We start from the raw sequence: 14,090 nt of genomic DNA, 5'->3' as shown, positions 1-14,090 counted from the left end.
TTTTATGAGCGATGTTATTTTACTTTATTGTTACCTGAAGGGCTGGCGGAAAATTCGGTAGGGGAAACGCCCTCTAGTTTTTTAAAGACACGGGAAAAGTAGCCCACATCATAAAAACCGGAAAGGTAAGCGATATGACTGATAGGATAACGAGGATGGGTGGCGTTCAGTAGCAGCTTTTTTGCCAGATTGATCTTCATTTGGTTCAGGTATTGGACCGGGGTAAGGCCGGTTTCCTTTTTAAAACACCGCCGCAGATAGTCGCCACAGTAATTCATTTGTTCCATCGCTTTCCCGATCTCAAAATCTGGATTGGTAAAATTTTGAGCGATCAGGTTTTCCAGCGATTCCACCCTTTCATCACTTTGGCCGGCGTTGTCCCATTCACTGATCAGCGCGCAGACCGCCTCGATTAAATTGCGGGATATGCGGTCGTTTTTATCCTGATGATAATGATGGTAAGCGATCTCCATAAGCTGCTGGATCTCCTTTTCCTGATTGTCTTCAAAATGATTTTGACGCAGGCCACTGAAATAATATGGATCGGAAAACAGAACAGATAGATCCACAAAACTACCGTTAGAAGCGATTTTATGGTGTACTGTTCCCGGTGGACAGAGCGTGATTGTTCCGGGGAAGAATTTGGTCGCTTCCCCTTCCAGATAATTATCTCCTTCGCCTTCGGTATTGATAATGATTTCCCAAAGATCATGCTTGTGCGGAGAAACTGCCGCGACCTGAGAATAAAAGATCTGCATTTGATGTATTTTCACAGTTAAGACCATCCTTTTAGGAGATCTTATCATAAAAAGTCGTTTTTGTCCAGATTTATTTCGTTTTTATGTTTTTCCTATCATGCCGTTTCCTGATATGATTAAAGAAAAAGCAGATGCTTCAGATAGATCTTAGGAGGAAACGAAATGAAACAAATCGTAATGACCGGTCCCAGAACCAGCAAGGTGATCGAAGTAGATATCCCAAAAATTGACGACGAACATATCTTAGTGAAAGTAACTTATACCGGGATGTGTCATTCTGAATGGTATCCTTGGTCCACCGCAAGACCGGGTGATATTTTTGGGCATGAAACGGTAGGCGTGGTTGCCGAGGTGGGACGAAACGTAACGGGTTTTTCCGTTGGGGACCGCGTTACCGGCTTGGGCGGCGGCGGGTATAAAGAATATATTGTTATGGAGCCGCACAAGGCTTGCCATGTGCCGGACAACCTAGACGACCTAGATGCGATCGCAGAGCCGCTTGCCTGCCTGCTCAGTGCCGGGCAGAAGATGTCCCCCGCCCTTTGCGGGGACCCGGTTGCCGTGATCGGGGCAGGGTATATGGGCTTGGGGATTATCTCCCTGTTTCGCGCCATGGGCTACGGGGACATTGTTGTGATCGACCCGCGGGAACAGGCGCGAGAAAACGCTTTAAAATTTGGCGCTACCACAGTTTATGCGCCGGAGGGGCTTCCGAAAGAGATGCTTTTGAATTGGGAAACGTGGGAAAAACCGGACTTGACCCGGGACGGCCACAAAGCGGATATTTTTAACTTAGGGTTCCATGACGTGATGGAATTTGCCGGTACGGAAAGCGCATTGCGCCTAGCCGGGGAAATGGTTTCTGCACATGGGAGGCTGGGGATCGGCGGATTCCACAATGACGGGGACCGTACGATCGACTATAAGCTTTGGAACATGAAAGCCATGCAGTCTATCAACTGCCATGAACGGCGGATCGAATATGAAGCAGGACTGTGCAAAAGGGCACTGGAGCTGATCTCCAAAGGGATTTGGAAGTTTCAAGGCGTGACCAACCATATCTATTCCATGGAGGAGTTCGACAAAGGAAATTACGATATGGAAAGCAAGGCGGGGAACTTTATCAAGGGTGCTGTCAGATGTAGCGATTAGTTAGCTGTTACCACCTTGAAACGGCAAGGCAGAATGGCCTTTTATTTTGCTTTGCCGGATCTCCTTAATATACTGTGTAGAAGCCGATGGGTGAGCACCATCGGCTTCTATGCTTCTGTTGACGGCTTTTTCAGGCATCCTGTAGTTTCCCGCAGCATTTCATCGCTGAGATGATAAGTAAGGGAGGAACCGCCGATATGCTGCGCTTTTTCGCTTTAGAAAAGGCAGTGCGGGACGGCTGCGGTTTACCATATGGAAAAAGAAGGGACAGATTTAGGCAAAAGCCTCCTTTTTTATTGCAGAGATCTTTCATTTATGATATACTGTATTCAATTATTGTTTTAGCAAAATAAAGGAAAAGAGAGGACAAACAAAGTATGACCACGTCACAAATTTGCATGTTGATCGCGATTGCGGTCTACTTGATTGGAATGCTGCTGATCGGCCTGTGGTGTTCCAAAAGGAATAATACGGTCGATGACTTTTATTTAGGGGGAAGGAAGCTGGGACCTTTAGTCACCGCGATGAGCGCAGAGGCTTCGGATATGAGCAGCTGGCTTTTAATGGGGTTGCCGGGGCTTGCTTATTTAAGCGGGATTGCTGACGCGGGCTGGACAGCGATCGGGCTGGCGGTCGGCACCTATGTCAACTGGCTGATCGTAGCAAAACGAATCCGCTGTTATTCCCATGTTGCGGGGAACGCGATCACGATCCCAGACTTTTTCTCAAACCGTTACCGCGATTCCAGCCGTCTTTTGATGTGCATTTCCGCGGCGCTTATTTTGATCTTTTTTATCCCATACACCGCTTCTGGATTTGCTGCGTGCGGAAAGCTGTTTGCCAGCCTGTTCGGAATTGATTATATGACGGCTATGATCGTCAGTGCGATCGTAATTGTAGGATATACCACAATGGGCGGTTTTTTGGCGGCCAGCACCACCGACTTTATTCAGAGCATTGTGATGACAGTGGCTTTGTTTATCGTGGTTGGATTTGGCGTGAGCGTTGCCGGTGGATTTGACGCTGTGGCAGAAAACGCGAAATCCCTGCCGGGTTACCTGAGCATGGTACAGACCCATGACCCGGAAACCGGAACGGCGGCTCCTTACGGTGCGATGAAGATCGCTTCTATGTTTGCGTGGGGGCTGGGATATTTCGGGATGCCGCATATTCTGCTTCGTTTCATGGCAATTGAAGATGAAAAGAAATTAAAGCTTTCCAGACGGATCGCATCCAGCTGGGTCGTGATTTCGCTGGCAGTTGCTGTAGGGATCGGTGTGATCGGTTTGGCGATGAGCAGCGTCGGCGCGGTGGATAAGCTGGCGGGTTCTGGTTCGGAAACGATCATCGTCCAGATTGCGAACCTGCTCAGCCAAAACGGCGTGCTGGCTGCCTTACTGGCAGGAGTTATCATTGCGGGGATTTTGGCATCTACCATGTCCACAGCAGATTCGCAGCTTTTGGCGGCCTCTTCCAGTATGTCCCAGAATATTTTGAAAGGCGTGTTTAAGATCAACATGTCCGGAAAAACTACCATGCTGATCGCAAGGCTCACGTTAGTGGCAATCGCAGTGATCGCGATCTTTATCGCTAAGGATCCGGACAGCTCTGTATTTGGGATCGTTTCCTTTGCCTGGGCAGGCTTTGGAGCTTCCTTTGGCCCGGTTGTGCTGTTCGCGTTGTTCTGGCGGCGTTCTAATCGTTGGGGCGCTTTGGCCGGGATGATCAGCGGGGGAGCCATGGTGTTTATCTGGAAGTATTTGATTGCGCCTATGGGTGGAATTTGGAATTTCTACGAATTGCTGCCGGCATTTCTTGTTGCATGTATTGCAATTGTGGTGGTCAGCCTGCTGACAGGCAAACCGTCTAAAGAAATTACCGATGAGTTTGACCAGGTAGCTGCGATGAAATAAAAGAAAAATCCGGAGGATTTATTCTCCGGATTTTTTCATTTCATCGCAAATTTCGTGGAAAAATACTTCCATCAAGCGATAAAATCATGTAGAATAGGAGAAAAAGGATTTTTCTTTAGACATAGCGCAGGGGAGGCGGAAGTACTAATGGCGTTTTTTTGGACGAAAGGAGTTATACTGGTATACTATTTGTGTTTGTTTATCATGCTGATTGTAAGCTGTTACCATTCTAAATGGAAGCGGTATCATGTACTGCTGAAGACGGGCACCAGTCTGGGTTTTCTGGCAATGGCGCTTTTGGCATGGGCAGAGCTTGGGTTTGTGTGGGAGACTGTATTGCCCGCTTTGATGCTGCCGGGTTTTTTATTCTGCTTTGCCGGAGATGTGGGGCTGGCGCTTTACGACCGGAAACCTGCCAATGGCAAGTTTTTAATCGGTTTGTCATTGTTTTTGCTGGGACATGTCCTTTTTTTGCTTTCTTTGTATCAATTTACCGCATTTTCTTGGACAGACCTGATCTTCCCGGTATTGATGACCGGGGCGGCGTTTGGGCTGACCAGGCTGAAACGAATGGATGTCCAGAAAATGGGCCCTTGTATTTTGGCATATGCCTTTTTTGTTTCCATGTTCTGTGGAAAAGGCGTTCAGACAGCGCTGCTTTTTTCCTCTCAGCAAGGGTTGTGGCTGGGAACGGGCGCGGTTTTATTTTTGCTGTCCGACCTGATTTTACTGTTTGTGTTTTTTTATCATCCATTCCGTCCAAGCGGGAAATTTTGGAACCTTTTGACCTATTATGGCGGAATGATGTGTTTGGCGCTGAGTTTATCATAAGGGGGAAACTTCGTTGAACCAGTTAGTTCAAAAACAACATGATTTTTTTATGACCAACTGCACAAAAGAGGAATCGTTCCGGCGAAAATCGCTGGAAAACCTGCTTCAGGCAATTGAGAAAAGAGAGCCCGAATTATATGAAGCGTTAAAGCAGGATTTGAATAAATCGGAATATGAGGGATATTTGACCGAAGTGCAGATCGTAAAGCAGGAGATCAAAACAGCACTGAAATCCCTGCACCGATGGTGTAAGCCGAAACGGGTAAAAACGCCCGTCACCCATTTTCCGGCTTCCAGCCGGGTATACCGGGAGCCATTTGGAGTAACACTGATCCTGTCGCCCTGGAACTACCCGTTTCAGCTTGCAATGGTACCTCTGGTAGGTGCGATCGCCGGGGGAAACTGCGCGGTATTGAAGTCCTCGAAAAGCAGTCCTGCGGTTTCCGGTGTCATTCGGCGCATGCTTGAAGATGCATTTCCGGAAGAATATATTTCCTGTGCGCCTGATGAGGCGAGTTATGACGAGATCCTTGCGCAGAAATACGATCTGATTTTTTTTACCGGCAGCGAACGGGTAGGGAAGATCGTAATGGAGGCGGCAAGCAAGCACTTAACGCCGGTCGTTTTAGAGCTGGGCGGCAAAAGTCCCTGTATTGTGGATAAGAGCGCTGCTATTGAACTAGCCGCCAAGCGGATCGCGTGGGGGAAATTTTTAAACGCAGGGCAGACCTGTGTGGCCCCTGATTATGTACTGGTAGACCAGTCAGTCAAAAAAGCGTTCGTGTCAGAATTGCAGTATCAAGTGAAAGAGCTTTACGGACATGCTCTGGAGAATCCTGATTATCCGAAGGTAGTCAATCGGCATCATTTTGACCGCTTGACCGGATATATCAAAGAACGGGACAATGTAATCGGCGGGGCAAGCGATGAAAAGACCAACCGGATCGAGCCGACTATTTTTTGCGACGCGTCTTGGGACGAGCCGGCGATGCAGGAGGAGATCTTTGGGCCGGTCCTGCCGGTGATCGCCTATGACGACCCACAGCAGATGATCGCGTCAATAAAGGCAAGGTCAAAGCCCTTGGCGCTTTACCTTTTTACCAAAGATCGTACTTTTGTGCAAAAAATAATGAAAGAGGTTTCTTTTGGCGGGGGATGCGTCAATGATGTGGTCATGCACCTTGCAAACCACCATCTGTCGTTCGGCGGTGTGGGAAACAGTGGAATGGGACAATACCACGGGGACTACAGTTTTGAAGCCTTTACCCATGTAAAGGGCGTTTTGTGGGCTAAAAGTTATTTGGATATGCCGTTTCGTTACCCGCCGTACCGGGAATCTATGTTCCGGTGGGTAAAACGGCTGACAAAATAAAGGGAGTTTTAAAGATGGATCTGGAAGTTAGAAAGATAGAAAAGGAACTGTCGGTGATAAACTGGTGGAAGATTTTTGTGGAGAAAAGTTATCCCAGCGATGCGATCGACAGGCTGATGACAGAATATTATGGCGCTGATTGGAAGAATTGTCTTCCGGAGCAGGAAGAGGCTGTGGAATAAATGGATGTAAATGGAATTTTAGAGCAGCTTTTGCAGCGCGCCAGAACAGACTGCCGCCTTCGTCAAGAGCTGCTTTCTACCAGGCACGCAGAGGAACCGATGACAGCCTTATGCGAAACAGCTTCAAGATATGGATTTCACCTTACACCGGGGGAGATGCTGGCTGCCGGAGAAGAATATTGCAGTAATCTGCATAAAAGCGTCAATGGTGGCGCGACCTATCCATTAGAGGGATGGGATGATTTATATGAATTATTTTTTGCCGCACTGGCGTTGATGGAATAAGGGAGCAGAGAAAATATGGAAGAAGAAAAACGCAGGCGCGTGACCTTTGAACAGGTGCGCCAGTCAGAGGAGATCAAGGTGTATATCCAGCAGGCGGACCAATCGCTGCGGGCGATCGGATATACCGAGCATTCTTTCGCGCATGTTATGAAATGCGCGGTAACAGCAAGCGGACTTCTGGAACAGCTGGGATATTCCGAGCGGGAGTGTGATCTGGTAAAGATCGCCGGGTACATGCATGACATCGGAAATGTGATCAACCGTACTGACCACGCCCAAAGCGGGGCAATGATGGCGTTCCGGATTTTAGACAAGATGGGGATGCCGGTAGAGGATATTGCCCAGGTCATTACAGCGATTGGGAACCACGATGAGGGGACGGCTTTTCCGGTAAACGCGGTGGCTGCGGCGCTGATTTTGGCGGACAAAACCGATGTGCGCCGCACCCGGGTACGGAACAGCGACCTTGCTACCTTTGATATTCACGACCGGGTAAACTTTGCAGTTGAGGAGTCGCAGACGATTTTAGACAAGGAAGCCAAAACCTTTTCTTTGCAGATCCAGATTGACACTTCGATCTGTGCAGTGATGGATTATTTTGAGATTTTCCTTAACCGGATGCTGCTGTGCCGGAAAGCAGCAAGTTTTTTTGGGCTTACTTTTAAGCTGGAAATCAATGGCTCTATTTTGTTATAGGATACAAATTTATTTAAAAAAATTATGAATTTTGTACGAAAAAAGAAAAAAATTCTCGTTCATGTTATATTCATGATTTTTTCATAAAATATGCAAAATTAGTGACTATAGTTTGATTAAGCCAAAAAGGACCGACAAAATACCCAAAGGCTGCAAAGGCAAATTTTACTGTGATTTTTATGGGAGGGTGGACCTATGGTTTGTTCTCCCGATGTTTTTTACAGTTTTTATGATTCAATCAGAAAGGAGATGGCGGTTCATGAAAGAACTATTCGATCAAATTATGTCGATCGATCACCGGGCGAACGAGCGCCTGAATGAAGCGGTCCGCCGGAAAGAAGAGGCTGTCCGGAAAGTGTTGGAGGAAAAGCAAAAGCTTTCCCAGCAAATGGAAGAATCAGCTCAGAATTACCTTTCTGATATGGAAGCCGCAGAGAAGTCTAACGCGCAGGAGCAGATGCAGTTATGCAAAGAACGTGCAGAGCAGGAAAAGGATCGGCTGGAGCAGGTGTATCGGGAAAAACGAGAAACATGGGTCGCACAGATCACCGATTCTGTGCTGGGCAGGCGCCCAAAAACCAATTCGTAAAGCGGGTGGAGCAACATGGCAAACAGCAATGCCTATAATGCAGTGCTGGCAAAAGCGCGGGCAATGTATGGAAAACATATTACGCCGGAACAGTATCAGGAGATGCTTCGCTGCCATTCTGTGCAGGAGGTCGCGGCATTTTTGAAAAACCAGACGCATTATGGCGAGATGCTTAGCAATGTGTCGGAGCACAATATTCACCGTGGACAACTGGAAAACCTGCTGCGAAAGGCTGCATTTGAACAGTGCGGTAAGTTATACCACTATCTTCCGCTGACAAGAAATGATTTGTTTCAGGTTGTGATCCGGCAGGAGGAGATCAGCGAACTGTTGCGCATGGTCCTCTTGATGAGGGCGGGAAATGCCAAAAGCTTTATATTGGAGCTGCCCGGATATTTGATCCAACGGGCCGAGATCGACTTGATGGCGGTAGCAAGGGCTACCAAGTTTGACGAATTGATCTACGCAGTGCGGGACAGCGAATACGCCGCGATTTTGAAGCGTTTTGCACCTAGCGACGAAAAAGGGCAGATCAATTATATTGGCTGTGAACATGCATTTTATGAGTATTTTTACCGAAAGACCTTTGCGATGATCAATAAAAATTACAAAGGTCAGGCGAAAACACAGCTCTTGGAGCTTGTTAAGGTAGACATTGAACTGAAAAACTTGGAACACGTTTTCCGCTGTAAGCGGTACCTAAATGCCTCGCCGGAGGATATCGTTCGCAGCCTGTACCCATATTATTACAAAATCCATGCCGAGCAGCTTCAGGAAATGGTGGAAGCAAAGGATGAACATACGCTGGATGATTTGTTTTCTAAAACAAAATACCACACGAAGTTTGAACAGACGCAGCTTCCGTTTATCGAGGACTATACGAAACGATATTATTATTCGCTTTGCAAGCGGTATCTGCACTTTTCTCCCTATGTTTCGGTCGTATTCTACGCGTATTTTCATCTGAATCAGGTAGAGTTGAATAATATTGTAAATGTGATCGAAGGGATCCGTTACGGATTGCCGGAGAATGAAATAAAAGAGTTACTTGTGATGTAACAGTTCACAAAAGGGCGGTGATGAAATGGCAATTGAAAAAATGAGCCTGGTGCACATAGTTGGTGCAATACAATCACTGGATACAACCTTGGTACGCTGCTGTAACAGCGGCGTGTTCCATGTTGAACTTCCGGGAAAAACAGCAGCTGGACGGGGCTTTGCTCCGATCAGGGAGGAAAACCCTTACGGGGATATCCTTCAAGCTGTTACAGACGTAATGAGCGAGCTCTCACTGGAGACGAAGTATTATGATTACACCAGCCTTTCTATGAAAAAGGAGGAAGTCCCTGTATATTTGGGACGGTTGAAAGAAGAGCTGCTGGGAATCAAACAGCACAAGACAGAATTAAAGGACCGGCTGACTGACCACAAGCAGGCATTAGCGCAGGTCAGGCACCTGGATGGGTTGAATATTCGCTTTACGGATCTTATTAACTCCCAGAACTCCACTACGCGTTTTGGAAAACTGCCGGTGGATAGTTACCTGAAGCTGGATTATTTTTCTAACAGGAGCTTTTTCTTTTTTGATTTTGACCACGATGAGGATTATTACTGGGGCTTTTATCTGGCGGCGAATACCGAGATCGAGGACATCGACCAGTTGTTTGCTTCCCTGTATTTTGAAACGATCGACATTTCTGAATATGCACATGAAACGCCTCAGCTTGCGATCGAAGCGTTACAGACGCAAATTCAGATTGAGGAAGAAGCGATCCGCCGTTGCGACGGGCAGGTGGATGCGATCCGGGAACGGGAAGCGAAAACGGTTGACGAGATCTATGCCAAAGCTAAGATGCTGCACGATACCTTTTCTTACCGCAGATACGCCACCTCTTCTGGGAATCGTTTTTATTTAGAGGGATTTGTTCCAACCAGAAAAGTGAAGGAATTCACAGCCTTGTTTGACGACTTGGATCATGTGCTGTGCGAGCAGGAGCAAGTCCGTCCGGAAATGAAAGTGGAGCCGCCGGTGCAGCTTCGTACCAACCGCTTTTTCAAGCCGTTCGAGATGTTTATTACCATGTATGGCCTGCCGGGATACTATGACTTCAACCCGACCAGCTTTGTGGGATTTATTTATGTGCTGCTGTTTGGCATGATGTTCGGCGACTTTGGACAGGGGATTTGTGTGATCCTGTTCGGGCTTTTGATTTGGAAGTGGAAAAAGATGGTGCTGGGGCAGGCGCTGATGCGCTGTGGGATTGCCAGCATGTTCTTTGGCTTGCTGTACGGGTCTTTCTTTGGAATAGAAGGATCGTTCAAGCCATTGTTTGAGGCGGTTGGGCTGGGAGATATTTTCCCGTTGGATGTGCTGGACTCCAATACCTCGACCATGCTTTTGATCATTTCCCTTGCGATCGGGGTAGTTATCGTTGTGGCGGCTATGCTTATCAACATCGTCACTGGGCTGCGGAAAAAGGACTATGGCAAGGCATTGTTTTCCAGTAACGGGATCGCGGGGCTTTTGTTTTACTGCGGGATTGTCGGCGCGGCGGCTTTGTTGGTGCTGTTCAAAGTCAATGTTTTCAACCCGGTGTTTATCCTATTGGTGATCGTACTGCCGTTGGTGCTGATCTTTTTCCATGAACCGTTGGGAGAAAAAGTGAAAAACCGCAGGCGCAAGAACGCTGAAAAAGAAAAATTCAGCGTGGTAGACGCGTCTTTTGAAATATTTGATGTCCTGCTGAGTTATTGCACGAACACCCTTTCTTTCCTGCGGGTGGGCGGCTTTGTGTTGAGCCATGCGGCACTGATGCTGGTAGTGATGACCTTTGCGCATATGGCGGGTTCGTTTGGAAGCCCGATCGTGATCGTGCTTGGAAACGCGTTCGTTATGGCGCTGGAGGGGCTGATCGTTGGGATCCAGGTATTGCGCCTTGTTTATTATGAAACCTTTAGCCGGTTCTATGAAAGTAAGGGGAAACCTTATCATCCGGTAAAAATCAATTATTCCAAAGAGGAAGAAAAATAGTTTTTGACAGGGGGAAACACATCCCCCTGACAGAATAAATACTTAAAAGAGGAGGCTTTTTTATGTTGTTATATCTGTTATTGCCTTTGGTTGCCATTGCGATGCTGATGGCTCCGCTGATTCCGGTGTATGCAGGAATTACGACTGGGAAAAAAGCAAAACATGCCATTTGGTTTAATTTATGTGCGTTTGGCGGGTTGATCCTGTTGATGCTGATCCTGCCGCTGGGCGGATTCGTTTCTGCTGCTGCGGCTGATGGCGTCGCCGGCGCGCTGTCCACCGGGGAAGGAATCAAATACCTGGGCGCGGCCTTGGCCACCGGGCTTTCCTGCATCGGTGCCGGCGTTGCAGTAGGAAATGCGGCCCCGGCTGCGATCGGTGCATGCAGCGAAGACCCGAAAGCATTTGGGAAAGCGATGATCTTCGTTGTTATGGGCGAAGGGATCGCGATTTATGGATTAGTTATCTCCTTTATGATCCTGTTCACCTGATAATGGGATGAAAGAACAGTCGGTCGTGGAAGAGCAGGAGGGGCATATGAAATTTTTCTGTATCAGCGATAATATCGACACGCAGATGGGGATGCGTTTGGCAGGCATTGAAGGCGTAGTGGTTCACGAAGCGGATGAAGTCCGTGAGGCGGTGGACAACGCGTTGAAGGATTCTGAGATCGGGATCATTTTGGTTTCAGAAAAGCTTGTAAAGCTGTGCTACCACGATATTTATGAGCTGAAACTCAATGTAAAGCAGCCGTTGATTGTGGAGATTCCAGACCGTCACGGCAACGCGAAAATCAGTGAAAACATTTCAAATTATGTGCGTGACGCGATCGGGATTGAGCTGTAATACAGCTTTGTAAAGGGGAATCAGAAAATGAGTTTTAATCAAGACAAGCTGTCTGCCTTTGCGCGTGCAGTCGACGAAGAGGCTGAACATAAAATTGAACAGTTGGAAAAGGAAGCGGATGAATACCGCGCCGCCCAACTGAAACAGGCCAAAGAAGAAGAATATAACCGGATGTTTGGCTATATGCAGGAACAGGTCCAGATGATCAAATCCAAGCACAAGCAGTCGGTGACAAAGTATGAGCTGGATCAAAAGCGCGGGCTGGTGCAGTTTCGCAACCAGTTGACAGACCGGGTGTTTGACGAAGTTAGAGAGCGCTTGGCCGCATTTTCCCAGACAGAGGCTTATGCTGAATATTTGGCGTCGCAGATCTCTGCCGCGGTCACCCAGTTCCCATACAAGCCAGTCTGTGTGCTTGTAAAAGAGGAAGACCTGCGTTTTTCTGAGACGTTACAGCGGATTCTTCCGGGCCAAGTGACGGTGGAGGCCGACCCGGAAAACCGTTTGGGCGGCTTTATACTGTTGAGCCGGGAACACGGAGTAATGGCTGATGAAACCTTTGCCGAGGTGCTGAAAGCGCAAAAAGAAAAATTTTACAGTACTTGTGGCCTGACGATTGAATATTAACGCTGGGTTTCTGGAACAGTAACCAACTGAATTGGGGTGAATGCATTGGCAAATACGATCTATTCGATCAATGGTCCTGTTGTTAAGATGAGGGGAACCAAGGACTTTTCCATGCTGGAGATGGTTTATGTCGGGCATCAGAAGATCATCGGCGAAATCATTTCCGTCAACGACGAGGAAACGACCATTCAGGTTTATGAAAGCACCACCGGGCTAAAGCCCGGGGAACCAGTATACTCTACCGGGTCGCCGTTATGCGCTACCTTAGGGCCTGGGATCTTATCCAACATCTTTGACGGGATCGAGCGCCCGCTGCGCAGCATGGCGGCGGGAGAGGGCGCCTTTATTGGAATTGGCTCTGATATTCCGGCGCTGGACCTTACAAATAAATATGATGTAACGATTACTGTAAAACCCGGGGACCGGCTTACGGGCGGCGATGTGTACGCCACATGTCCGGAAACCGCGCTGATCACTCACAAATGTATGCTTTCCCCGCTGTTGAGCGGTGAAGTGGTGCGGGTAGCGGAAAACGGGCCTTACACAGTGAACGATACGGTCGTGGTCATCCGTGACGGCCACGGTAAGGAGCATGAGCTGACCCTGTGCCAGAGATGGCCGATCCGGACCCCGCGGCCGGTAAAAAACCGTAAACCGATCAGCCGTCCGCTGATTACAGGGCAGCGCATCATCGACGCGATGTTCCCCATTGCAAAGGGCGGGACAGCGGCCATTCCGGGAGGATTCGGCACCGGGAAAACCATGACCCAGCATCAGCTGGCGAAATGGTGCGATGCGGATATTATCGTTTATATCGGCTGCGGAGAGCGCGGCAACGAAATGACCCAGGTTTTGGAGGAATTTTCCGAATTGGTGGATCCGCGTACCGGCAAGGCCTTGACCGACCGTACAACTTTGATTGCGAATACCTCCAACATGCCGGTGGCAGCCCGAGAGGCTTCTATTTACACAGGGATCACTCTGGCGGAATACTATCGGGATATGGGGTACCATGTTGCTATTATGGCGGATTCCACCTCCCGTTGGGCGGAGGCGCTGCGTGAGATTTCCGGCCGTTTGGAGGAAATGCCTGCGGAAGAAGGTTTCCCGGCTTACCTGCCGTCCCGGTTGTCCGCGTTTTATGAACGGGCCGGCTATATGGAAAACTTGAATGGGACGGAAGGCTCTGTCACCATTATAGGGGCGGTTTCCCCGCAGGGGGCGGACTTTTCGGAGCCGGTTACCCAGAACACCAAGCGGTTTGTCCGCTGTTTCTGGGCGCTGGATAAAACGCTTGCCTACGCGCGGCATTATCCGGCGATCAACTGGATGACCAGCTACAGCGAATATGACGATGATTTTATCGACTTTTATAAACAGGAGATCGGGCCGGACTTTATGCCGATGAAGCAGCGGATCACCGCACTGCTGGCAGAAGAGGCCAACCTGATGGAAATTGTAAAGCTGATCGGCGCAGATGTCCTGCCAGACGACCAAAAGCTTGTGATTGAGATCGCAAAGGTGATCCGCGTCGGCTTTTTGCAGCAGAACGCGTTCCATAAGGACGACACTTATGTACCGCTTGTCAAGCAGCATCATATGATGAAGGTGATTTTGTATCTTTATGACAAGGCTTCGGAGCTGGTAAGCAGGAGCATCCCGCTTTCTAACATTGTTTCCACAGGGATTTTCGACAAACTAAACCGTATGAAGTATGACATCCCGAATCAGGAACTGGAAAAATTCGACGAATACTACCGGGAAATTGATTCGGTGATCCAACAAAGCGATCGTTAAGGGGGCAGAGA

The 14,090-nt window shown here is 48.4% G+C and carries 15 protein-coding genes; 14 read left to right on the top strand and 1 reads right to left on the bottom strand.

Annotated elements, in window-relative coordinates; all coding sequences use genetic code 11:
- Positions 1 to 14: 14 nt before the first annotated feature.
- Complete coding sequence (locus CIB36_RS06780; RefSeq protein ID WP_158662610.1) at positions 15 to 773, bottom strand: helix-turn-helix transcriptional regulator; 759 nt, start codon at positions 771 to 773, stop codon at positions 15 to 17.
- 147 nt (positions 774 to 920) lie between these two features.
- Here CIB36_RS06780 and CIB36_RS06775 point away from each other — a divergent pair, with 147 nt between their 5' ends.
- From CIB36_RS06775 to CIB36_RS06715, 14 genes are all read left to right on the top strand, one after another.
- Complete coding sequence (locus CIB36_RS06775; RefSeq protein ID WP_093988755.1) at positions 921 to 1,910, top strand: alcohol dehydrogenase catalytic domain-containing protein; 990 nt, start codon at positions 921 to 923, stop codon at positions 1,908 to 1,910.
- A gap of 377 nt (positions 1,911 to 2,287) precedes the next feature.
- Positions 2,288 to 3,823: a sodium/proline symporter PutP gene (gene putP, locus CIB36_RS06770; protein ID WP_093988754.1), complete on the top strand. Its 1,536-nt coding sequence runs from the start codon at positions 2,288 to 2,290 to the stop codon at positions 3,821 to 3,823.
- A 147-nt stretch (positions 3,824 to 3,970) separates the two neighbouring features.
- Positions 3,971 to 4,654 (top strand): lysoplasmalogenase family protein, encoded by a 684-nt coding sequence (locus CIB36_RS06765; RefSeq protein ID WP_093988753.1) that lies wholly within the window; start codon positions 3,971 to 3,973, stop codon positions 4,652 to 4,654.
- A 13-nt stretch (positions 4,655 to 4,667) separates the two neighbouring features.
- On the top strand, positions 4,668 to 6,026 hold the full coding sequence (locus CIB36_RS06760) for an aldehyde dehydrogenase (RefSeq protein ID WP_324612363.1): 1,359 nt from the start codon (positions 4,668 to 4,670) through the stop codon (positions 6,024 to 6,026).
- A 14-nt stretch (positions 6,027 to 6,040) separates the two neighbouring features.
- Positions 6,041 to 6,208 carry a hypothetical protein gene (locus CIB36_RS13260; protein WP_158662609.1) on the top strand — a complete coding sequence of 56 codons (168 nt, stop codon included), beginning with the start codon at positions 6,041 to 6,043 and terminating at the stop codon, positions 6,206 to 6,208.
- The gene (locus tag CIB36_RS06755; protein WP_093988752.1) at positions 6,209 to 6,493 is read left to right on the top strand and encodes a hypothetical protein; all 285 of its coding nucleotides are present in this window, start codon (positions 6,209 to 6,211) and stop codon (positions 6,491 to 6,493) included.
- Between the two features lie 15 nt (positions 6,494 to 6,508).
- Positions 6,509 to 7,189, top strand: a complete 681-nt coding sequence (locus CIB36_RS06750) for an HD domain-containing protein (protein ID WP_093988751.1) — start codon at positions 6,509 to 6,511, stop codon at positions 7,187 to 7,189.
- A 259-nt stretch (positions 7,190 to 7,448) separates the two neighbouring features.
- Positions 7,449 to 7,778, top strand: a complete 330-nt coding sequence (locus CIB36_RS06745) for a hypothetical protein (RefSeq protein WP_093988750.1) — start codon at positions 7,449 to 7,451, stop codon at positions 7,776 to 7,778.
- Positions 7,779 to 7,793: 15 nt separating this feature from the next.
- Complete coding sequence (locus CIB36_RS06740) at positions 7,794 to 8,837, top strand: V-type ATPase subunit (RefSeq protein ID WP_093988749.1); 1,044 nt, start codon at positions 7,794 to 7,796, stop codon at positions 8,835 to 8,837.
- Positions 8,838 to 8,862: 25 nt separating this feature from the next.
- On the top strand, positions 8,863 to 10,809 hold the full coding sequence (locus tag CIB36_RS06735) for a V-type ATP synthase subunit I (protein ID WP_093988748.1): 1,947 nt from the start codon (positions 8,863 to 8,865) through the stop codon (positions 10,807 to 10,809).
- A 62-nt stretch (positions 10,810 to 10,871) separates the two neighbouring features.
- Positions 10,872 to 11,300, top strand: a complete 429-nt coding sequence (locus CIB36_RS06730) for an ATP synthase subunit C (protein ID WP_093988747.1) — start codon at positions 10,872 to 10,874, stop codon at positions 11,298 to 11,300.
- Between the two features lie 46 nt (positions 11,301 to 11,346).
- Positions 11,347 to 11,655, top strand: a complete 309-nt coding sequence (locus CIB36_RS06725) for a V-type ATP synthase subunit F (RefSeq protein ID WP_093988746.1) — start codon at positions 11,347 to 11,349, stop codon at positions 11,653 to 11,655.
- Between the two features lie 27 nt (positions 11,656 to 11,682).
- Complete coding sequence (locus CIB36_RS06720) at positions 11,683 to 12,282, top strand: V-type ATP synthase subunit E (RefSeq protein WP_093988745.1); 600 nt, start codon at positions 11,683 to 11,685, stop codon at positions 12,280 to 12,282.
- A gap of 87 nt (positions 12,283 to 12,369) precedes the next feature.
- Entirely contained in the window at positions 12,370 to 14,079 is a 1,710-nt protein-coding gene (locus CIB36_RS06715) for a V-type ATP synthase subunit A (RefSeq protein ID WP_229408217.1), read from the top strand.
- Positions 14,080 to 14,090 lie beyond the last annotated feature (11 nt).

Source organism: Massiliimalia timonensis (genome assembly GCF_900186585.1).
GTDB classification, from domain to species: domain Bacteria; phylum Bacillota; class Clostridia; order Oscillospirales; family Ruminococcaceae; genus Massiliimalia; species Massiliimalia timonensis.
This window is presented reverse-complemented; position numbering and strand designations above follow the sequence as displayed.

Coding starts and splice junctions, on each gene's coding strand:
- CIB36_RS06775 (WP_093988755.1), top strand. CDS start 921: ATGAAACAAATCGTAATGACCGGTCCCAGAACCAGCAAGGTGATCGAA.
- putP (WP_093988754.1), top strand. CDS start 2,288: ATGACCACGTCACAAATTTGCATGTTGATCGCGATTGCGGTCTACTTG.
- CIB36_RS06765 (WP_093988753.1), top strand. CDS start 3,971: ATGGCGTTTTTTTGGACGAAAGGAGTTATACTGGTATACTATTTGTGT.
- CIB36_RS13260 (WP_158662609.1), top strand. CDS start 6,041: ATGGATCTGGAAGTTAGAAAGATAGAAAAGGAACTGTCGGTGATAAAC.
- CIB36_RS06755 (WP_093988752.1), top strand. CDS start 6,209: ATGGATGTAAATGGAATTTTAGAGCAGCTTTTGCAGCGCGCCAGAACA.
- CIB36_RS06750 (WP_093988751.1), top strand. CDS start 6,509: ATGGAAGAAGAAAAACGCAGGCGCGTGACCTTTGAACAGGTGCGCCAG.
- CIB36_RS06745 (WP_093988750.1), top strand. CDS start 7,449: ATGAAAGAACTATTCGATCAAATTATGTCGATCGATCACCGGGCGAAC.
- CIB36_RS06740 (WP_093988749.1), top strand. CDS start 7,794: ATGGCAAACAGCAATGCCTATAATGCAGTGCTGGCAAAAGCGCGGGCA.
- CIB36_RS06735 (WP_093988748.1), top strand. CDS start 8,863: ATGGCAATTGAAAAAATGAGCCTGGTGCACATAGTTGGTGCAATACAA.
- CIB36_RS06730 (WP_093988747.1), top strand. CDS start 10,872: ATGTTGTTATATCTGTTATTGCCTTTGGTTGCCATTGCGATGCTGATG.
- CIB36_RS06725 (WP_093988746.1), top strand. CDS start 11,347: ATGAAATTTTTCTGTATCAGCGATAATATCGACACGCAGATGGGGATG.
- CIB36_RS06720 (WP_093988745.1), top strand. CDS start 11,683: ATGAGTTTTAATCAAGACAAGCTGTCTGCCTTTGCGCGTGCAGTCGAC.
- CIB36_RS06715 (WP_229408217.1), top strand. CDS start 12,370: ATGAGGGGAACCAAGGACTTTTCCATGCTGGAGATGGTTTATGTCGGG.